This window comes from Polyangiaceae bacterium (assembly GCA_016715885.1).
GTDB lineage: Bacteria > Myxococcota_A > Polyangia > Polyangiales > Polyangiaceae > Polyangium.
In genome coordinates this window covers 813,615-833,993 of sequence record JADJXL010000015.1, presented here as the reverse complement: position 1 = coordinate 833,993, position 20,379 = coordinate 813,615, and the positions used below count along the sequence as shown (strand labels likewise).

Annotated in this window: 15 protein-coding genes; 8 read left to right on the top strand and 7 right to left on the bottom strand. The window is 60.4% G+C overall.

The window, feature by feature from the left end:
* Nucleotides 1-8: 8 nt before the first annotated feature.
* The 4 genes from IPM54_16895 (at nt 9) to IPM54_16880 (ending at nt 3,832) form a co-directional block, all read left to right on the top strand.
* The gene (locus tag IPM54_16895; GenBank protein ID MBK9261470.1) at nt 9-425 is read left to right on the top strand and encodes a response regulator; all 417 of its coding nucleotides are present in this window, start codon (nt 9-11) and stop codon (nt 423-425) included.
* A gap of 162 nt (nt 426-587) precedes the next feature.
* A complete protein-coding gene (locus IPM54_16890) occupies nt 588-2,243 on the top strand; it encodes a VWA domain-containing protein (GenBank protein ID MBK9261469.1) in 1,656 nt (551 codons plus the stop codon).
* Between the two features lie 81 nt (nt 2,244-2,324).
* Nucleotides 2,325-2,843 (top strand): flavin reductase family protein, encoded by a 519-nt coding sequence (locus tag IPM54_16885; GenBank protein ID MBK9261468.1) that lies wholly within the window; start codon nt 2,325-2,327, stop codon nt 2,841-2,843.
* A gap of 80 nt (nt 2,844-2,923) precedes the next feature.
* A complete protein-coding gene (locus IPM54_16880) occupies nt 2,924-3,832 on the top strand; it encodes a universal stress protein (GenBank protein ID MBK9261467.1) in 909 nt (302 codons plus the stop codon).
* Nucleotides 3,833-4,145: 313 nt separating this feature from the next.
* Here the strand turns inward: IPM54_16880 and IPM54_16875 are convergent, their stop codons facing one another.
* Together IPM54_16875 and IPM54_16870 are read right to left on the bottom strand one after the other, a co-directional pair.
* The gene (locus IPM54_16875) at nt 4,146-5,021 is read right to left on the bottom strand and encodes a hypothetical protein (GenBank protein MBK9261466.1); all 876 of its coding nucleotides are present in this window, start codon (nt 5,019-5,021) and stop codon (nt 4,146-4,148) included.
* A 66-nt stretch (nt 5,022-5,087) separates the two neighbouring features.
* Nucleotides 5,088-6,305, bottom strand: a complete 1,218-nt coding sequence (locus IPM54_16870; GenBank protein MBK9261465.1) for a hypothetical protein — start codon at nt 6,303-6,305, stop codon at nt 5,088-5,090.
* A gap of 175 nt (nt 6,306-6,480) precedes the next feature.
* On the opposite strand from IPM54_16870, the gene IPM54_16865 reads away from it, so the two are divergent.
* Together IPM54_16865 and IPM54_16860 are read left to right on the top strand one after the other, a co-directional pair.
* The gene (locus tag IPM54_16865) at nt 6,481-7,809 is read left to right on the top strand and encodes an S-layer homology domain-containing protein (protein ID MBK9261464.1); all 1,329 of its coding nucleotides are present in this window, start codon (nt 6,481-6,483) and stop codon (nt 7,807-7,809) included.
* 318 nt (nt 7,810-8,127) lie between these two features.
* Entirely contained in the window at nt 8,128-8,838 is a 711-nt protein-coding gene (locus IPM54_16860; protein ID MBK9261463.1) for a hypothetical protein, read from the top strand.
* A gap of 109 nt (nt 8,839-8,947) precedes the next feature.
* Here IPM54_16860 and IPM54_16855 read toward each other — a convergent pair whose 3' ends face one another.
* Nucleotides 8,948-13,489 carry a protein kinase gene (locus IPM54_16855; GenBank protein ID MBK9261462.1) on the bottom strand — a complete coding sequence of 1,514 codons (4,542 nt, stop codon included), beginning with the start codon at nt 13,487-13,489 and terminating at the stop codon, nt 8,948-8,950.
* A 268-nt stretch (nt 13,490-13,757) separates the two neighbouring features.
* Nucleotides 13,758-14,738 (bottom strand): ArsA family ATPase, encoded by a 981-nt coding sequence (locus tag IPM54_16850; GenBank protein MBK9261461.1) that lies wholly within the window; start codon nt 14,736-14,738, stop codon nt 13,758-13,760.
* Between the two features lie 114 nt (nt 14,739-14,852).
* On the opposite strand from IPM54_16850, the gene IPM54_16845 reads away from it, so the two are divergent.
* Nucleotides 14,853-15,638: a phosphoadenosine phosphosulfate reductase family protein gene (locus IPM54_16845; protein ID MBK9261460.1), complete on the top strand. Its 786-nt coding sequence runs from the start codon at nt 14,853-14,855 to the stop codon at nt 15,636-15,638.
* A 33-nt stretch (nt 15,639-15,671) separates the two neighbouring features.
* On the opposite strand, the gene IPM54_16840 is transcribed toward IPM54_16845, so the two are convergent.
* Genes IPM54_16840 through IPM54_16830 form a run of 3 tightly spaced genes read right to left on the bottom strand, consistent with a single transcriptional unit; the run spans nt 15,672 to nt 18,801 of the window.
* On the bottom strand, nt 15,672-16,178 hold the full coding sequence (locus IPM54_16840) for a nucleotidyltransferase (GenBank protein ID MBK9261459.1): 507 nt from the start codon (nt 16,176-16,178) through the stop codon (nt 15,672-15,674).
* On the bottom strand, nt 16,165-16,419 hold the full coding sequence (locus IPM54_16835) for a hypothetical protein (GenBank protein ID MBK9261458.1): 255 nt from the start codon (nt 16,417-16,419) through the stop codon (nt 16,165-16,167). The genes IPM54_16840 and IPM54_16835 overlap by 14 nt, the downstream gene beginning before the upstream one ends.
* A 42-nt stretch (nt 16,420-16,461) precedes the next feature.
* Entirely contained in the window at nt 16,462-18,801 is a 2,340-nt protein-coding gene (locus IPM54_16830) for a radical SAM protein (GenBank protein MBK9261457.1), read from the bottom strand.
* Nucleotides 18,802-19,052: 251 nt separating this feature from the next.
* Between IPM54_16830 and IPM54_16825 the strand changes: the two genes are divergently transcribed.
* The gene (locus tag IPM54_16825; GenBank protein MBK9261456.1) at nt 19,053-19,985 is read left to right on the top strand and encodes a transposase; all 933 of its coding nucleotides are present in this window, start codon (nt 19,053-19,055) and stop codon (nt 19,983-19,985) included.
* The last annotated feature ends 394 nt before the right edge of the window (nt 19,986-20,379 follow it).

Sequence of the window (20,379 nt, the reverse complement as noted above, 5' to 3'; positions counted from 1 at the left end):
CCGAAACCATGAAGGCCGCACCAATCATTCTTTTCATCGACGACGACGACAATGACGGGATGTCCACGTACCACCGGCTAGCGAAGCTTGGCTTCACGCCACGATTTCACCGTGGACCTTTCGGAACGCTCGCAGCCATTCGCGACTCGCAATGCGATGTCGTGCTGCTCGACGTGAACATGCCAGGCCTCGATGGTCCCGCGCTCGTTCGCGTCATTCGTCACACGTACAATCACCTGCCCGTGCTGCTCTACAGCAACATGGAGCCGTCGGTCCTCGATCGCATCGGGCGGCACATCGGCGCCGATGGCGCCATTGCGAAAGACGCAAACGACGACGAATTCGCGCATGAGCTCCGGCGCGCATTGACAGACCTCGATGCACGCATGGTCGCGCGCCGGCTGGACCAGCGATCGTCGGTATAACGATCTCGCACGCACACGCTCGCTTCGGGCGGTCGAACTTTTCCGGGAACTTTTTCGTCACTTGCCCGCTCGGATCGTGCCACCGAGTCGGAACCGTGGACGTTCGCGTTGCATTCGTCCCTCCCGACTCATGGAAACCTTTCCGTCGCGAGGCAGCTCATCATGAAACGTCGTTCGTCTTGGTTCGTTCTGGGCGCATCATCGCTGCTGCTCCTGTCTTGCTCAACGCCGCAGCCGGCTCCCAATACCGCATCGACGCACAAAAGCGTGACGCTCGCTGCTGAAAAGCCCGCGAAGCCGCTCGACGAACCGCTCGAGCCGCCGGTCGTCACGACCGATGTGGCGAAAGCTCCGGATGCGCCGGAAGCGCTGGTCGCTGGCCCGGACGAACCCCTCACGGCGCCCGTGGAAACGCATTGGGGAAGTGCACCGAAGGCCCTCGATGCGGCCGGATCGGCCTGGGGAAGCGGTGGACTGGGTTTGTCGGGCGTTGGCGAAGGTGGCGGCGGACGAGGCGAAGGCATTGGGCTTGGCAGCGTCGGCACGGTCGGGCGCGGCGCTGGAACGGGTACGGGCTCGGGATTTGGTTCCGGTCACGGGCGGCTCGGAGGATCGCATGCGGCCGCCGGGCCCGTGCGTGTGGGCGGAGTCGTCGGGGCGGTGCGCGTCGGCGGAAGCAGTGCTGGCGCTGCGTCGCAATTGCCTTCGGGCGTGCGAACGGGCGAATGGGACGACAACGCGAATTTTCGTGAATATGGTCGGTGGCTCGCGACGGAAAAAGGCCGTGGAGCGTCGAGCATCGACGTGTCCGTGCGGCGGTTCCTCGTGGTGCGTGACGCCGCGGGCAAGCCCGTACCGAGCTGCAATGTCGAGGTTCGCGATGCGTCTGGAAAAACGACGACGTTCACGACGACGAGCACGGGACGCGCGCTGCTCTTCCCTCGCGCGGAAGGATTTCGCAGTCAGGATTTGACGGCAACGGCGAATTGCCAAGGCGCCAAGGTCGCGCAATCGTTCCGGGCTGCGGCGGGTGACGGAATCGTGGACCTTTCATTGCCGTCGAATCGAGTTTTACCGGACGCACAAACCATCGACGTCGCCTTCGTCCTCGATACGACCGGATCGATGTCGGAAGAAATCAATGCTCTGCGCGATACGCTCGAAAAAGTGGCAAGCTCGCTCGGTACGGTCGGCATTCGTCCGCGCGTGGGCCTGGTCGAATATCGGGATCGCGGCGATGCATTCGTGACGCGCATGCATCAAATGACGACGGACGTCGCCGGGTTGCAGGCTCGAATCGCTGCCCTGCAAGCCAATGGTGGTGGAGACACGCCCGAACACGTCAACGAAGCCGTGCGGGTCGCGGTGCGCACGCTGAAATTCAAGCCGGAATCGATAGCGCGTCTCGTGTTTCTCGTTGGCGATGCGCCCCCGCATCTCGATTACGCCAATGACGAGGGATACGTGGGTGCCATGCAGGAAGCGAATCACGCGGGCATTCAAATCTACAGCATTGCAGCTTCGGGCATGGACGCGCTCGGTCAAGTCGTCTTTCGGCAGCTCGCGCAATACACGGGCGGCACGCACATGTTCGTATTGCGCGGCGGCGCGGGTCCGCAATCGACCGGAGGCGGGGATCCTCGTTCGAGCTGCGGGGGAACGCATACCGATTACACGAGCGGCAACCTCGACGCGCTCATTCTGTCGAAGGTTCGCTCGGCGATTGCATCGAAGGACGTGAGCCCTTTGCGCATTGCGGGACTGCACCAGGATGAAAAGGACCGGCCGTGTGATCAACGCGTGGGAATGGTGCAGTAAAGACCGATCGACCTCGCGTCCGAGTTTCTCCTCCCGCCAACCACCTCGCCAGCCGACCCGTTCCACCCTAAAGTAGCCGCAATGGCCATCGATGCGGCGGAGTTTCGCAAAGTCCTCGGGCAGTTCGCGTCCGGCGTGACCGTCGTCACGACCGCGCAGGACGGCGCGTTTTTCGGCATGACCGCCAGCTCGTTCACGTCGGTGTCGCTCGACCCGCCTCTCGTCTTGTTCTGCGCAGACAAACGAGCTCGCTCGGGCATCGCCGTGGGGCCCGCCGGCATGTTCGCCGTAAACATCCTCGCGGAAGATCAACGCGAGCTGTCGGAGTTTTTCGCCGGCAAAGGCACCGACGAGGAGCGCTCGGACAAACTCGCAGCGATCGGCCGAACTGCCATCACGGGCGCTCCCGTCCTCGACAGCGCTCTCGCCTGGCTCGACTGCCGCGTCGATCGCGCCATCGATGCAGGCGATCACATCATCTACGTCGGTCTCGTGGTCGCATCCGCCGTACGCGACGGACGCGATGCACCGCTCGTCTACTGGCACGGCAACTACCAGCACCTCGACGACGAAACGATCGAGCGCACGCGACGAAGTTAGCCTGAGCTGTCGGCTCGGCGTTCCCGAGCGCGTTGAACGATGCGCCAAGACCTTCTAAGGTGGCGCGTCGAGGAGACCGTATGGCCCTGAATGATGTAGTGCTGGTAGCGACCGATTTGAGCGACTCTGCCGATGAAGCGATCCGCGCAGCGCACGAGCTTGCGCATGGCAAGGGCAGCAAGCTCGTCGTGTGCCACGTCGTGCACGAGATTCTGCGCGCATCACCGCTCTTTCCGCAGCGGGTACAAGCCGACATGGAAGCTTTGATCCACGCGGAGAGCCGAGCTGCTGCAGCCGTCGAAGATCGCGTCGAAGCACTCACGGGTCGAGCTGCAGAGGAGTTTGAAATCCGCATCGAAAGTGGCGCTGCCGATAGCGCGATCTTGCGCGTCGCCGAAGACGTCAAGGCCACCCTCATCGTCACCGCGAGTCGAGGTCTTTCGGGCATCGCAAGGCTGCTTTTGGGGAGCGTCGCCGAACGCATCGCCCGCTACGCGCACTGCTCGGTGTTCATCGCCAGAGCGCACAAAAAAACGAACAAGATCCTCGTCGCCACCGACCTTTCGGATCTCTCGATGCCCGCCATCTCGCTCGCCGCCGAAGCTGCAAAACGCGCCTCCGCCGAGCTCGTGGTGCTCTACGCCCTGGACGTGTTGCCGTCGCCCGCTATGGGTTTGACCGTGCCTTTTGGGGGCGTACCGATCGTTCCGCCGCCGGAGCTTCTCACGCAGATGCGTGAAGGGGCGCAAACGGCGCTCGCGGCCATCGTCGAGCGACTCGACGTCAAAGCTGAGGCGCGGGTTGCCGAGGGTGATGCGGCGGCGGCGATCATTCGCACGGCAGAACAAATGGAAGCCGATCTCGTCGTCGTCGCGACGCATGGGCGCACGGGGCTTTCGCGCGTGGCCCTTGGAAGCGTCGCGGAGAAGGTCGTTCGAGGTGCTCGGTCTTCGGTGCTCGTGGCGCGTTCCATGCCGCACACCGAATAGCCCACGTCTGGCGGGTTGACGTCCCGGCCGTTCGATGGCACGAATGCGTCGTTCGGCGGCCCTACGGGCAAGCCTTCTCTGGAGACACCATGGCGAACGATTCGACGCAACACGTACCGACCGACGACTGGACCGTACCCAAGCTCATTGGCATCGCCGTCGTGGTGCTCGGCACGTTTTTCGTGTTCATCTACAACATCTCGCCTTGAGGATCGCGCGCAGTTCGCGCCTCACCCCCTAACCCCCTCTCCAACTCCGCGTCACTGCGTGACGCTGCGTGGAGAGGGGGAATTTCACGCGAGAAATCTCCACCTCACTTCACGGAAAACCCTAGCGCGACTTCTGCATTCCATCGCAAATCGCCAATCAAGCCGACTTCGCCGGAAGCGGTCGCGAAAAACCATTTTCTGACGTACGCGCGCACGCCTGCTCGACCAGAAAATGCAAAACTCGTCGCCCCGTAATCGGCCTTGTATCCGTCAATGGCGAGCTCCGTATCGACCCAATGCACGCCTCCAATCAAGTCCGCGAAAATCGCAACTTTTTTGAATGGATATTCTCCGCCGATGCCAAATCGCAGCTCCTTGGCCGATAACGATTGCACCGTCACCTGCCGCATCGTGCCATTCACGTCGTACGCGGCCGTGGAATCGCTCACTTTGTACGTCGTAAAAGGCAGGTCGAAGCCGACGGTCATGCGAATGAAACTCATGACCAAACGCACGTCGTAACGCAATCCGAGCACCGTCGCACTGTCGAATGGAGGTTTGACGAATGGCGCGACGAGCCCACCTCCACCAATTCCCCCGGCCGTTCCTTCTTCGAACGTGAACGACGTCTTCGAATACGATCGTTGACCTGCCAAAAATCCCATCGTGAACTCGAAATGGTCGCCCTGGGCCCATCCTTCGGGTTCGTCGTCGGGCTCCTCTTCCACTTTTCGCAGAGGTGGCGGTGGGGGCGGTGGCGGTGGCTGCGCAGGCACCTCGAGCACGCGATTCGGCGGTTGCACAGGCGGCTGTTGCAAAGGCGGCGGCGGGGGCGGTACGGGAGCTGCAACCTCGACCGGATCCGGCTGTTTGTCAGCCGCTGGAAGAGGTGGTGGGTCGGGCGGAGCCGCGAAGAGCGACGATGTAACGAGGCACGTGGCGAGCGTGAAAAGCGATGAAACGAGGTGCGATGAACGCATGCGAGCGGCTCCTTCGGTTCGGCATCGTAACCGAAGTCGAGCCGGCGCGTTAGTCATGCGCGCGGGTCACGAGATGAGCGACGCCAAACGCTCTTTGGCGCGGGCTGCGCCTTCTCGTTGAGCAACGACACCCGCCGACTCCTCGACACGATACGCGGCAGGAGCTCGCAAGTACGTCACCCTGTCGGGAAGCGACGCACGCGTTGCAATCGACCGTTCGCGACCCACGTTTGCCGCTTCGGGAGCTTCGAGCGGCCGGCCTTCACGCAAGCGCGGCTGGGCCAGCGGCGTGAGCGTCACAGCGCCGAATTCCTTGGGCGATCGCATGCGCTCGGCCATCAAGTGCACGATGTCCGCGACGAGCCGCCCATCGCCATCGGAATACCGAGCGACCAGCTTTCGCCCAGGCCTCGGCTTCTCCTCGTCACCCATGCCCACCGGCGGCGGAGCCCACGATCCGCCTTGCTCGAGCGCCACGAGCTCACAACGCATGGGCAACGCGCGTGCTTCGGCGTCACCGAGTCCCCGAGCAAGCCAACCCGCAGCTCGCCGACCTCGACGCTTCAATTCGAGCAGCACCGCTTCTTCGTCGTCACCCGTTCCAATGTCGAGCAATTCTTCTTCCTCGGCAGGGCGCCAAGTATCCGCAGGCAACTCCGAAACGGCAGGCGCTCCGAACGAAATTCCGGCGGTTGCTCGAAATGGAATGCCAAACGTCATCGCCGCGAGCACGTTTGTCGTGGCACTTGCCCCACCGATGACGGCCGCCCGAGCAATGAACAATGACGCCTCGGGGTTCGCAATCTGAGCACTCGATCCATCAATGATGGGATCGCCCTCGGCAGCCATGTGCAGTCGACACGTGCGCGTCGCAATCGCAGTGGCGCGTCCAAGCGTCGCGCGCACGAGAGACGCCGTGAGCAATGCCTCGAAAAACGGCCCTTCGACCATGGCCACGGGTGCGCCCGGAAATACGATCGTCCCATCCGAAACCGTGTCCAGATCGACTTTTGGAGCGAACGAACGTAGCCGATTTGCAAGGTCGTCGGAGAAACCAACGAGGTCCTGGGCTGCGGTGACTTTCTCCTTTTCGATGAGCGGTCCGGCCAGCATTTCGATGGCGCTCTCGATACCGGCCACCACGAGAAACGCCGTATGCGGAGGTGCTGCTCGAAATGCCACCTCGAAACTTGCACGACGATCCCCCATCCGCATTTGGAGGAGCCGATCTGCATCGAGCAAAGCACGACCATCGAGGAGCAGGTGATTGACAGAGGACATCATCTCATGAGGCCCCTTTCGGGACTCGTTGTCAAGACCAAGGCCGGTCACGATGGGACCAACTGGATCATGCATGTATCACCCCAGTCGACCCACCAGGGCAATCATGGACCATTCGATCGACGGCAAAACACGGCTTCGAGCATTGGCAAGAAGATTGCTTGGAGACCATGATACCATGGACCAAACAATGTACGAGCTCGCGACGCGCTACTTGACTCCCTTCATTTCCGTCTTCGCTCTCGTCGGCTGTATGGCCGATGGCACGGGGACCGAAGATGTCGAGCAGTTGGGCGATTCCGAAGGCCATGACGAGGGGATTGGCCAATTCGCCGAAGGTTTTTCTGGTGGTACCGTTGCCAATGCCGCGGCGACTTCTTGTGGCACCGTGAGCGTCAAAGGGCTTTCGTATCAAATCATCGCGGAAAGCAATTGCATCACACCCGGCGCATTTGCGCCCCTCACGCTGGGCGCAAATGGCTCTGCCGGTTCGGCGGTTTTTCTGAACATTCAAAAGCCCGCCCGAGACAAACTCGAAGCGGTCATGAAGGCGAATCCGAGCCGAGCGATCACGATCAATTCAATGCTTCGCACCGCGGCGCAACAATATTTGCTCTACAATTGGTACCAAACGGGTCGGTGCGGCATTTCGCTCGCCGCCAAACCTGGTTTGTCGAACCATGAAACCGGGATGGCCATCGACATCCAAGAATATTCGGCATGGCGCGGGGCGCTCGAAGCCAATGGCTTTCGATGGCTTGGTTCCAGCGATCCATGGCATTTCGATTACATTGGATCGGGCGCGGTGGATCATCGAGGTCTCGACGTGCTCGCGTTTCAAAAACTGTGGAACCGCAACAATCCGAACGACAAGATTGCGGAAGATGGCATTTGGGGACCGGGCACGGAATCGCGCATGCGCAAGTCGCCAGCCAATGGGTTTCCCATCGGTGCAACGTGCAACATGCCATTGAATGAACCGGCTTGCACGGCATCGTTTGCAGACATCTGCAGCTCACCATTCCAGGCCGACATCGATTGGCTCGCCAAACAGGGATTCGTGAATGGTTGCGGCAATGGCAACTATTGTCCAAACGATTCCGTGACGCGCGGACAAATGGCCGCATTTCTCACGAACGCGCTGAAACTACCCGCCGGTCCCGAGCGGTTTTCGGACGACAATGGTTCGCCCTACGAAGCGGCCATCAATTCCATTGCTGCGGCGGGCATCACGGGCGGCTGCAATGTTGCCGGCACCGAATTTTGCCCGACCAAAGAAGTCACTCGAGCCGAAATGGCCACGTTCCTCACCAAAGCCTTCAAATTACCAGCGTCTCAAACGGATCTCTTCGTCGATGATGGCGAATCGATTCACCAAGCCAACATCAATGCGCTCGGCGCGGCAAGCATCACGAGCGGCTGCGATGCAGTCAAAAAACTCTACTGCCCTGCCAATTTCGTGACGCGCGGACAAATGGCTACGTTCCTCCGACGCGCCATGGACTGAATTGGGCGAAGTCATCCTCGTGACTTCCCCGTACAGACATGAAAGTCCACGTCGCCCTTCCCTTGCACAAATGCAATGCTCCCAGGTGGAGGGCCGTTCCAACATATCGAAATGACGTGAGCTCGACGTTGGCCCACGGGTTGCTCTAGAGAATGGTCGAGCGCCTGCTCCGGTTCCCCCCCCCGCCGTTGAGTAGGCGTTCTTTTTTTGTCTTCGCGCAAAATGCTGCGGGCCCCGTATCGGCTCCTGCGGTCGTGCGGTATCGTCTGACGACTGAATACGGAGGACGATATGTTGTGCGAGCGCGGAACGAGGGTCGTGATCCTGTCCATCGGCATGATGGGCTTGGCCCTGGCTGCTGGCTGCTTGACGTTGACCACCACGCCACAAGGCGGCGGCGGAAGCGGGGGCGAAAGCAATGGAACGCCCAGTTCCAGCTCGGGCGATGGCGCGCACATGCCAGGCCTCTGTTCGAGCGTCGCGGATTGCCCGGATGTCAAGCTTTGCGAAACGATGGCATGCATGAACGGCGCTTGCATTTCGGGTTTCGTGCAGGCGGGTTTGCAATGCAACAACGATCAAGTGTGCGATGGCTTGGGTTCATGCGTCGATTGCGTCAAAAACAGCGACTGCTCTGGTAGCAACGCTTCTTGTGTGGACAATAAATGCGCTTCGTGCAGCGATGGCATCCAGAACGGCAACGAAACGGGGGTCGATTGTGGTGGATCGAAATGTGCGCCGTGCGCTGGAATACCTTGTGCCGTTGGAAGCGATTGCCCGACGAATAATTGCGTCGACGGCGTATGTTGTGATACGTCTTGCAATACCGCTTGCAAGGCCTGCAATTTGACGGGCAAGGAAGGCTTGTGTTCGAATCTACCCTCGGGCCAAGAGGACCCGGGCGTTTGCGATGTGACCAAAGCTTGCGGATTCAATGGTTCTTGCAAGCTCAAGCTAGGTCAACCGTGTGCCGAGGATTCGGAATGTCTGAGCAGTGACTGCTCGCCTGACAACATTTGCGAGCCTTGATATTCGTTGGGCTGAATTCGCTACAGCAATGATGCGAGCAGAATACGTCGTCTTTCCCACGCCGCCTTTGCCCGCGTACGGATTCAGCAAAGCAGCTCGAGCGTTGTGGTCAGCGTGCCTCTCCCTGCCAAACCTTGCCGACTCGAGCTCGACACGCGTCTCGACTTGCCTCCGCGACGTCGCTCGGCAGGCCGAGGATCTTGATTCGACGATCGATGGGCATGCAATAGGTCGTCGCCTTCCATAACCTCGCATCCAAAATACCGTGGACAGGCTCGAGATCGGACCATATCGAAATGGTCTTGTCGTCCGAGCTGGCGACGATGCTATTGCCGTCAGGGGTCCAGGACGCATGATTGAAGGCGGCATTGCCGCGAAGCACCAGGAGCATGCCTGTACCGTCCGCATTCCAGACCCTCACGGTCTTGTCCTGCGATGCGGTGACGATGCGCTTTCCATCGGGGCTCCAGGCGACGGACAAGACCCAATGCTCATGACCACGCAGCACGATGGGCGCGCTGGACCCATCGGCGCTCCAGATACGCGTCGTTTTGTCGTGAGATCCGGTGGCGACACGTTTTCCGTCGGGGCTCCATGCTGCAGACCAGATCGGGCCTTCGTGACCTCGAAACACGACGGACTCGCCCGTACCGTCGACGCGCGATAACCTTGCGGTCCCGTCCATCGATGTCGTGATCAAACGTTCTTTGCTTGGATCGACGGCGACGGCGACGACCTGATCCGTATGACCGCGGAGCACGAGTGGATTGCCGGTCCCATCAGCGTTCCATACCCGCGCCGTTCCATCGTGCGAGGCCGTGACGATTCGTTGCTCATCGACGAATGCGGCGGATCGGACCGCATTGGTGTGCCCTTCGAGGACGATGGGTTTGTCTTGCCCATTCACGTTCCATACGCGCGCGCTGGAATCATACGAGGCGGTGACCATACGCTCGCCGCTCGGGCTGAATGCAACCGACGCGAGCGGTCCTTCGTGACCGCGAAATACCAAGGGTTCGCCCGCGCCGCTTTCATCCCACAGTCGCGCGGTTTTGTCGTACGAAGCAGACGCGATGCGTTTGCCGCTAGGATGAATTGCCACCGCGACGACGGCTTCGTCGTGACCGCGCAGGATTTTTGGGTCGCCGGTACCGTCGACTTCATAGACACGCGCCGTGGTATCCGTCGACGCCGTGACGATACGCTTGCCGTCGTTCGTAAATTCCGCGGACCAGACGAAGTCGTCATGACCTCGAAGAATCAATGGTTCACGGGCGCCATGGGCATTCCAAAGTCTTACGGTTTTGTCCTGCGACGCCGTGAGGATGCGTCGCCCGTCGGGGCTGAAAAAAGCCGAATGGATCCGGTCGTCGTGAGCATGGATGATCAATGGTTTGCCCGTGCCCTCGGCGTCCCACACGCGAATCGTCCTATCCCAAGATGCCGTGACGATGCGCTTGCCATCGGGGCTCCATGACGCCCAGGATACGACGTCCGCGTGACCAAGAAGAATCACGGGTTGTTTGGTGCCATCGACAGTCCACACGCGCGCGGTTTTGTCGAATGATGCGGTCACGATGTGCTTGCCATCGGGGCTGAAAGCCGCCGAGCGAATGCCTCCCGCATGACCCCGCAGAATCACTGGTTCGCCCGAGCCATTGGTTTTCCAAATACGCGCAGTGCGATCCAAGGATGCCGTGAGGACATGCTGGCCGCCTGGATCGAACATGGCCGTCCAAACGACGTCCGTATGACCTCGAAGAATCACGGGCTCGCCCGTGCCATCGGCCCTCTGCACGAGGGCGGTTTTGTCGGATGATGCGCTCGCGACAAACTTGCCATCGGGGCTGAATGCCGCGGACCAGACGTGATTCTCGTGACCTCGAAGCATCGTGGGTTCGGCCATTCCATTGGCATTCCACGAGCGCACTTTGTTGTCTCGCGAGGCGGTTACGATGGTTTGGCCATCGGGGCTCCATGCTGCATACGCCACTCCATCGGGGTGGCTGAGGACGCTCCGTGCGACTCCTGCATAAAGGGCCCATCGAGTCAATTCGGACCATCCCCGCGGTACGTCCGGCTCTTCGGCTTCGCGCAGGACCGCGAGGACGCTCGTGGGATCGTGTTGCATTTCGCGCGCAGCGGCCATACGCGTGGCATTACGAGCTTGCCGAGCTTCTTGCTGCGCATGTTTGGCTTGGTCATCCGCGCGCCGAGCCTGCTCGTTGGCGCGCAATGCCTGTCCGTGTGCATGAAATGCCAGCACCGACACGGCGACGGCAATGACTGCGAGCGCTCCGATGACGACAGCCGCGACGAGCATTCTCCATCGGCGCATTCGTTCCGCCAATGTAATGACCGCTTGGAGATACCGCAGCTCGCCTTTGCCAAGCCCACTCGTGGCCTCTGCGCCCCGCTCTGCACGGCGTCGCGCGAGCCAATGCCCCGCCTCCAGCGCAGCTCGATCACGCCACAAAAGCCCATCCGGTTCGCCGTTTTTTTGCCATTGCTGGGCGGCCGTGCGCAATTGTGTCAAAAATTGCGCGTCGTGCTCGTCTTCGTCGAGCCATTGCCGGAACCGCACCCATCGCTCGATCAGCGACTCGTGCGCCAATTCGACGGTCTTGCCCATTTGATCGTCGCCCGCCTCGATCAACAAAAGGCGCGCACCTGCAAGGCGGTGGACCACCTGCTCCACGAGACTGCCTTCGTCATCGAGCGTGACGAGCTCGTCCATTCGCACGATGGCACGTGTGCGCTCGGGAGTAACCAGCCTTATGAACACCGAACGCGCAAGCCGCTGCTCGGGCAACGTCAGGCCTGAAAGTACGGCGTCGGCATGCGTCGAAAGTGCACCAGCGACGCCGCCCACGGATCGATACGCGTCACGCGTCAAGAGCCGCCTTTGCCGATCACGTGCCTCCCAAAGCTTGGTGGCGGTGAATTGCAAAAGCGGTAATGGACAACGTGTCCCGTCGAGGCTGTCGACCATTTCGTCCACGAGCGATTCGTCTTCGAATTGATATTTCAATGCGACGAGCGGTCTCGTCAATGCATCTCGCAAACCATCCCGCCCCATGGGCGGCAAAAAGACCAACCCCTGCGTGACTTCGGCCATGAAACGACGGTCACCCGCGAGCCGATCGAGAAAATCTGCGCGGATCGTGACGATGACTCGAAGGGGGGACGCTGCATCGTCCGCGACGCCTTCGATGCAAGCATAGAATGCCGCTCGCTCCTCGGAATCGATGCCGAGTGTATACAATTCTTCGAGCTGATCCACGACGATGAGAATGCGATGTTCGCCCGCCCGCCTTCGACAACGCGCACGAAGCCGCGCGCCGAAATACCCAGGCTGTGTGCGCAACATGGAAGCGACTGTTTCGGGATCGATTTCGGCATTCGTATCCGTTTTTGCAGCCGTGTCCGCAAGGAATGCAAGGACATCCGCAAGCGCCGCGAGCGGGCGTCGCCCAGGACGAACGACGAACGTCTCCACACGTTGCGCCGATCGTTTCAGCGCCGGAATGACACCCGCTCGAATGAACGAAGACTTGCCAGCCCCCGATGGCCCAGCGATGGCAACGAGCGGTTGATTGCGAAGTTTACCAATGACCGCCGCGACGTCATTTTCACGCCCAAAGAACCGTGACGCATCCGATTCTTGAAAAGCCGCGAGACCGGCAAATGGGCTCTCGTCTTTGGCGATGCTCGCCGCAGGACCGTCATGACCGAGCGCTTGAAGCTCGTCGAGCAGCGCGCGTGCCGTAGCAATTCGTTCTGCTTTACGTTTCTTCAAGCAATGGTCGATGACGTCGCCCAGAAGTCCCGCGTCCGGACGCGCTGCACGTGCACTTGGCATCGGCACGTCGAGATCCACCACGGTCAGGAGCTGTGGTAATGACGCTGGCGCGAGCGGATGCTCGCCTACGAGCATTTCGAAAAGAATGACGCCGACCGCCCAAATGTCGGTGCGCGCATCGATTTCGTCTCCCTGCCATTGCTCGGGAGACATGTACGGCATGGTGCCGACCAGCAATCCGTCCTGCGTCTGATTCCCACCTTCGATGTGCCCAGCCCGAGCAGCTTGTATCGTCGAAGCGAGCGCACTGGAGACTCTTTTGGCGATGCCAAAATCAAGGACCTTGACGAATCCAGTATTGGTCAAAAGAATGTTTTCGGGTTTCAGGTCGCGGTGAACGATGCCCATTTCGTGGGCACACGCAAGCGCTTTCACGACGGGGAGAACGAGCTCGACCGCCCAGCTCGCAATGAGCTCTGCACCGACCGAGCGTTCGTGCTCGGTCATGACGGCGCGAAGCGTGCGACCGTCGATGTATTCGAGGACCATGTAGGGATAACCATGCACCTCGTCCACATCATAAATGACGACGATGTTTTCATGTCGGCATTCGGCGGTCGTCCGGGCCTCGGTGAGAAAACGTTGCACCGCGGGACCGCTGACATCGAGGAGAAACTTGACGGCGACCAGGCGCCCGAGACGCGTGTCGCGGGCGAGGAATACGATGCCCATTCCACCCGCACCGAGCTGCCGGATGATTTCGTAATGTTTGAGGACGGTGCCAGGTTCGATGCCCGGAATGCCCCAAGACTCGTTCGATGTCGTCGCGGCTAGAGACGCCGCGGCCATGTCGACAGCTCGGTTCTCAGCAGGATTCATCGTGCACGCTCATGAGGGGAAACCGCAATGATACCGGGTTGGCGGCGAGAGCGGGGAGATTCTTTACGCAACGCCGAGGAGAGGAGGCTTTCGATTGCAAGCGACGCAGTGGACATCGATTGTGGTGAATCGAAATGCCCGGCATGCCTTGGAGCGTCGTGCACCAATGCCAATCCATCAGTAATGACTGCTCGCCTGACAACATTTGCGAGCCTTGATATCCGATGGGCTGAATTCGCTACAGCAAGGATGCGAGCATTCGCGTGCCTTGTGCGGTCGACGCTTCATCGAAGAGATACGGCAGCTTCATTTGCGGCAAGGTCGATTCTTTGGCGAGCCTCTCCAAACTTTCCGCCTGGACTCGTTCGCGCACCGCGCGCCGCGCTCCTGCCACGAGCGCACATTCGGGCGCATTTTGCGTACGATCGGGCGCATCGATGGACAAAAGGTCCGACAAGGCCGCCAATCGCTCGCGCTCCTCAGGCGAAAACAGTGGCGGCAATACACCATTGATCACCAGGCGCAATACGGGCAGCGAAAGCTCGCGGTCGATGGTCGTCACGAGATCGAGCGTTTCTTGCGTGGGCATTTCTTCCGGTAGGGTCACGACCACGACGCCACTTTGTTGCGGGTCGCGAAACATCGCCCAAGCAGCTTCGGCATCACGCCGCAAAACGCCTGGAGGCACGACATCGAGAATGACTTTGGGCACGCGCAGCATGTCGATGCCGTGCCCTGTCGCGGGCGCATCGAGCAGCACGATGTCGAAACGCGGTTTGCCATCGTCGCGCGTTTCCGTCGTATGAAACCAGGCTTTGCCGAGCATCGCCCATTCATAAAGGCCCGGAACTGCTCGAAAAAAAGCGCTCGTGTATTTGTTCTCGAAGACCGCGTGCGCCACGGCGCGCACCTTGAGCACCATCGCGCCATATTCGAACAGCGCCTTTTCCGGCGAAATGTTCACGCCCCACACATTTTCCGCGACCGGAACGATATCGTCCCCAATGGGCTTCGTTCCCATGACCGCGGAAAGTCGTTCTTTCGTATTGCACAAGGCCACGAGCACCCGCTTGCCCTCGCGGGCGAGCGCCACCGCAAGAGCTGCAGAAAACGTCGTTTTTCCGACGCCGCCTTTGCCCGTCACGAAGAGAAATCGCCGCCGTCCCAGGTCATGGACGAGCCGGCCCGAAGCTTGGCTTACCGAGGGAGAAGTGGGCATGGGTGCGGCGATTCCTTAGGCGCAAAACCACGTGAATGCAAGCGACTTGATCCACACCATCGCACAAGGCGCACATCTGCCGACGGGCACGCAAGATGTGCTAGCACGTCTGCCATGCGCATCTCCATCGAGAGTCTCGATGCCTTGAACGAGCGGTTCGCGAACGCCGAACCCATCGACATCCTTCGCTTCGTTCACCGCGTCTTCGGGTCGCGCAGCGCCATCCTCTCGGGCATGCAGCGCGCCGGATCTTTGCTCTGCCGCCTTGCCGACCGCGAAGCGCTCGACTTCGACGTCCTCTTCGTCGACTCGGGCGTCATGCATCGAGAAACCCTGGCCACGCGCGACGAGCTCGCTCGCACGCACACGCACTTGCGCATCATTACGCGTTTCCCATATCGTTCGTTCGCTCAGCAAACGGCCGAAGAGGGCCTGCTCTACATGACCCGCGAAGGCCAAGAGCGCTGCTGCTCGCTGCGTAAACGCCAACCGCTGCTCGCGCAAAAAGGGCGCTACGACGCGCTCGTCAGCGCACTTCGTCGCGAAGAAGGCGGCGCTCGTAGCAAAACACGCGTGTTCGACATCGATACCGAAATGAATGCCTTGCGCGTCCATCCGCTCGCGGACGTGACGCGCGAAAAGCTCGATGCAATGATCGCCGCCGACCCGCACATCGTCGTCAATCCGCTGCATGCCATGGGATATCCGACGATCGGGTGTTTTACTTGCACGACGCCTGTTCTTCCGGACGAACCCGAACGAGCCGGTCGGTGGAGGCACCTGGCCAGCGTCGCTTATTGCGGAATCAATCCCATCGACCGCGATGCGCAGAGCGATGCCATCGACATGGACGATCGGTACGCATCGGCGCTTTTCGGCGAGCTCGTCGTGTCGCCGTGAGCAGAGGCAGGCTCGGCAAGAGCGGCGCTGGATTCATCCAGATGAGCCACGCCGCTTCTGCTCGTCGAGCGTTGCCATGAGGACTGGTAAGACAGCTCGGTCCTTGGGCCGGCCTGCGTGTGCCTTTGCGGCAATTAGCCTCGACAAACTCAAGACGCGAACGAGCTTGCCGTCGCCGATATCCACGAGGACCGTATCGGCGAGCAATTCTTCATAACCTTGCCCAGTTTCGAGCTCGCAAAGGATATCCAGCATCCCCAAGTCGATTTGAAGATTGACGTGCCCGTGACCCATGAGCACATCGCGTGTGGGCGGCAAGCGTCGATTTGCCAGATCGAGACGATGATAAGCTCCGTGTGCGAGCAACCATTCATGAAGCCGTTGAGCGTTCTCCAGAGTTCTTCGGGGTACGATATCGACGTCTTGCGTCAGGATGGGAGTGCCGACCATGACCGCCGCCGTCGCGCCAACTATGATGAATTCGACACCCGCAGCATGAAGCTCGTGCACAATGGCGTCGATGGATTCACGGACCGACAAGACGCCACCTCGACAATCCGCGCCAATGAGCGGCTGCCGTAGCAAGACGTTCGGCAGGCGTCCGATCGAGACATTGCCTTATCTGCGACCGATCAACGTCAGCCACCGCTGCAAGCAGGTCTGGATCGGTTTCCGCTAGACTTTCCAAAACCGGACGGACGAGCGGATCTTCCCAGACGATAGCGTCGAGCGGCTGAAAATATGCCGCCAGCGTCCGTTCGTCATAACTCGGCTTGCCCATCAGGGTCCCTTATAGCACAGAGCGCGGGAGGTCGAGCCTGATTTAGTATGCCCGCGGCACTTCCGGCGCTATCGGGCGGACCAGATCCTCCGGACGCACGAGCCACGTCGGCTCCGGGACGTCGTCCAATTCATAAAAACCGCCGCAGAAAATCGCGTGCGGGCACGATTCGCATACGGGCTTTTTCACCCGTCGCTCACGCAAATATTCGAACAAATTCACTTCTTCGTTGTTCACGAAGAGCATGTGCCGCTCGAGCTTGAGCATGTCGCCCATGAGATATTCTTCGTATCCCGGCATGAAGCAAAACGGCAAATTGATGACCTGAAACTTGATGCGATCTTTCCACTTGTCGATGACGCGCATCGTTTCTTGCGCAGCCACGGTTGTATCAGGACAAACCGAATTCGTCGCGCGACCGAATGGCGTCAAGAATTGAATGTTGAACCAACGCAAACCAAGGTCGTAAATCATAGCCGTCGTGGCTTCGAGTTTTTTGTGATTCGATTTCGTAATCGTAATGTTCGCCCCGAGCTCCACGCCGGGCACCGCAAGACGCACGAAATTACGCACCCCCGCGCACGTTTGATCGAATGCTTCGGCCACGCCCACATTTTGCGCGTGCGTCTGCGCATCCGGCCCGTGAATGCTCGTCAGAAGCGACGTTACCCCGGAATGTACGAGTTTTTCCGCAAAGTCCGCGTAACTCGCCATCCGCGCATTCGTGGTCACGTTGATCCGCTCGTACCCAATCCGCTTGGCAAACTCGACGAGTCGCAAAAGATTGGGGTTGAGCGTTGGTTCGCCGCCGTCGAAATCGAGCAACGTAACGCCCAGCTTGCGATATTTCACGAGCAATTCGCGTTGCCGTTCGTAATTACCGTCGAATTGAGTGCGCGTGCCCGTAGCGCAAAACGTGCACCGATTGTTGCACTTGTAGGTGACGTTCATGATCACCTTTTTCGGCCCCGCCGATGCCTCGATGCGCCGATCGAACGTCCACTTGAACTTGCGCAGCTCGTCCAATGAAAATGCATCCGTCTCGATCGTCGGCTCTTGCTGAAATCGCGGCCCCCAATCCGATACGACGGGCAGCGCTCGCTTCGCTCGCATGGCCATCGCCCCGAGCCTCGTGCCCGGCAGCGGAGTTGCAAATTGCACGCTCGGAATCACGTCCGCTTGCTCGTGAAGTTCCAGGGCAAACTCGAGCGTCCCGTTGATCTCCTTCCGAGTTTCTCCGGGCAAACCGATCATGAAATGCACGAGCAGCGGCAGGCCCGCTTCTTTCGCCAAGCCCGCCACCGTGCGGATCGCGCCGAGGTCGAGCTGCTTGTCGACGACTTCGTCCACCACGCGCTGCACACCGCTCTCGGCGCTCACGCTCAGCGTCGTCATCCGACCCTTCATCGCGGCGATGTGCCGATCGAGCACGTAATCCGCGCGCACGCCGTTCGGAATCTCGAACGACAAGTCGTGTTTCTCGAGCAGCTCCACCACGGCATCGAAGTGCCGTTCGTTCACGTTCACGAGCTCGTCGAGCAGGTGCACACGCCGCACACCTCGTTCACGCAACATCCCGAAGAGTTTGTCGAGATACGCTGCTGAATAACGTCGTTGCGTCTTCGGTTTGTCCAGGTCTCCATCGGTACGCGACGTCGGGTTCGACGAGCAGTGCACGCATCGATACGGGCAACCGCGACTCGTCAAGACCGGTGCACTCGCTCCACCGATCGGAAACGCCCATGCAGGCCGCCCGAGACCTTGCACGACGGCTTCGTGAAACGCGAAGTACGCGGGCATGTCGACCAAGTCCCACGCGGGCAGCGGCAGCTCATCGAGATGCTTGGGGTCCAAACCATTCACGACGAAGGGCGCTTGCGGTGCACCTTCGCGCACGAGCCGTTCGAAGAGCGCAGCGAGCTCGCCTTCGGCCTCGTAGCGCACGAGCGCCGTGACTTCGGGGTACGCGGCGAGGACTTCGGACGAGGGCGCGTCGACGACGTGTTGACCACTTTGGTAGAGGTCAGCCAGGACAATCGGACGGTCAGAACGAACCTTACGAAGTCGTACGAATAGGTCGGCGAGGAGCGGATCACGCGACGGAGGCCGATGGAACGGCGTGTAGGCGACGAGCACCGCGTCGGTGTCTGCATCGATGCGAGCGATCACGTCATCGAGCGGAGCGCCGAGACAAACCTGCGATGCGTCGTCGGGCGTGAGTGTTGCGCCCGGCATGGCGAGCGCATCGACGAGGTGCACTTGGTGACCGGCGGCGCGAAGGACCGCTGCGGCTTGCACGGCGCCGACGTCTGCGAAGTACGGGTAGTCGATGAAGTCGCGCGAGACGCGAATCGGAGGGAAGACGACCGCGATGCGGGACATGCGGCGTAGCGTAGGGGAAACGCTTCGAGCTGGGAAGGATGGCCGCAGGGGATCGCGGTTTGGAATACGTCTGCTCGCCCGGGGGGTTGGCCCAGTGCTCGACAGCGAGCCGACGGTTCGTGAGCCAATCGTCTGGCGGCCGCCACCCTCCGCCATGGCGGCCGCCAGGCATTCGCCGAGGACTGACGGGTAAAACCTTCGAGAAAAGGTGAGAAAAACGGTTTGGCATGGTGCACGCATGACGCGCGCGCATGCTTGCGATCCAGCGTCATGCGAATCACGAGGGTTATCGTTACGAGCGGCATCGGCCGGAGGAGAGCGTTCTGTATCGGGTGGTGAGCGAGCATTGGTCATCGTTTCGCGCGCGTATCGAGGCGAAACGGGTGCTGGGGATATTGGAGAAGAAGGGCAGGACAATCGAAGGCTTATTGAATGGTGACGAGGGTAGCGTTATCGATTCGGCCCTTGGAGCGTGTTACGAAGTGGCGGCTCGGACTCCGAAGACACGCCGCGTGGATCCACCTCGAATGGGCAAGGGTGAATGTGCTGTCGTGGTGCAGGGCTTCAACGTTTATGCGGGGGACGCGATCGATGGTCGCGACCGCAAGCGAGTGGAACGCATGTGCCGTTATTTGGCGAGGCCTCCGATAGCGACGGAGCGATTGACCGAAGACGGTGACGTCTTGCGGTACGAAATGAAAAAGGTTTGGCGTGATGGGACGCGCTTCGTGACGCTGGATCCGCACGAATTGATTGCACGAATCTGTGCAATGGTGCCGCCACCGCGGTTGCACATGATCCGCTTTCACGGAGAATTGGCGCCGAACAGTGCATTGCGCGAGCGAGTCGTGGCGTCGGCGAGGCCGTATGTCTTGCCAAACGTATCCAAGCCGGCCCCCGTGCAATTGCCGCTCTTTGAGGATTTTTTCCGCAAAGACGAAGCAGAGCCGACCCATGCACGCCGCAAACCTTGGGCGTGGCTCTTGCGACATGTGTTTGCAGTGGATGTCAATGTTTGCCCCGCGTGTGCTGGGCGCATGAAATGGCGACAGGTTGCGCTGACGGCGGACGCGATACGGGAAGGTTTGGCGCGTGCGGGGCTATTGGCGCGCGGGCCTCCGACACGTAAACGGGTGCCCATGGGGCAGCTCGTGCTGCCATTTCCGAAGTCGCGTCGGGCGTGATTTCTCCCCTCTCCAACGTAGTTGGAGAGGGGCTGGGGGTGAGGCGCGTGATCCTGCGCTCGTATTGGCTGGCGCCAAGGTATACGTGTGTCCGCAGGTCGAGGAAAATCGAATGCGACAACGTCGACGACCACGAAGCAACGAAGAGCGTGTTCTGGATGCTAGCGAGAGTACAAGGCGCGGTCGATGGGGCAAGGCGGCGTAAACGCGTCAAGAGCGAAATGGACGGGTTGTTTTCCCTATGCGCTCGAGCGCATCCTTGGCAAAGCTCGTTTCACGCGGCATTCCCGACGCCAGCGCATTGAACGTTGGTCGCAGGGAAATGTTCGTGGAGATGTTGAGTCGCGTGTACAAATCATCGAGCAAAAGTGGCGCGACACCGCGTGTGTGCAAG

Excerpts from the sequence above, each read along its gene's own strand:
- IPM54_16830 (MBK9261457.1), bottom strand. The coding sequence starts at position 18,801 with ATGTCCCGCATCGCGGTCGTCTTCCCTCCGATTCGCGTCTCGCGCGAC.
- IPM54_16845 (MBK9261460.1), top strand. The coding sequence starts at position 14,853 with ATGCGCATCTCCATCGAGAGTCTCGATGCCTTGAACGAGCGGTTCGCG.
- IPM54_16885 (MBK9261468.1), top strand. The coding sequence starts at position 2,325 with ATGGCCATCGATGCGGCGGAGTTTCGCAAAGTCCTCGGGCAGTTCGCG.
- IPM54_16870 (MBK9261465.1), bottom strand. The coding sequence starts at position 6,305 with ATGATGTCCTCTGTCAATCACCTGCTCCTCGATGGTCGTGCTTTGCTC.
- IPM54_16895 (MBK9261470.1), top strand. The coding sequence starts at position 9 with ATGAAGGCCGCACCAATCATTCTTTTCATCGACGACGACGACAATGAC.
- IPM54_16825 (MBK9261456.1), top strand. The coding sequence starts at position 19,053 with ATGCTTGCGATCCAGCGTCATGCGAATCACGAGGGTTATCGTTACGAG.
- IPM54_16880 (MBK9261467.1), top strand. The coding sequence starts at position 2,924 with ATGGCCCTGAATGATGTAGTGCTGGTAGCGACCGATTTGAGCGACTCT.
- IPM54_16835 (MBK9261458.1), bottom strand. The coding sequence starts at position 16,419 with ATGGGCAAGCCGAGTTATGACGAACGGACGCTGGCGGCATATTTTCAG.
- IPM54_16855 (MBK9261462.1), bottom strand. The coding sequence starts at position 13,489 with ATGGCCGCGGCGTCTCTAGCCGCGACGACATCGAACGAGTCTTGGGGC.
- IPM54_16875 (MBK9261466.1), bottom strand. The coding sequence starts at position 5,021 with ATGCGTTCATCGCACCTCGTTTCATCGCTTTTCACGCTCGCCACGTGC.
- IPM54_16890 (MBK9261469.1), top strand. The coding sequence starts at position 588 with ATGAAACGTCGTTCGTCTTGGTTCGTTCTGGGCGCATCATCGCTGCTG.
- IPM54_16865 (MBK9261464.1), top strand. The coding sequence starts at position 6,481 with ATGGACCAAACAATGTACGAGCTCGCGACGCGCTACTTGACTCCCTTC.
- IPM54_16850 (MBK9261461.1), bottom strand. The coding sequence starts at position 14,738 with ATGCCCACTTCTCCCTCGGTAAGCCAAGCTTCGGGCCGGCTCGTCCAT.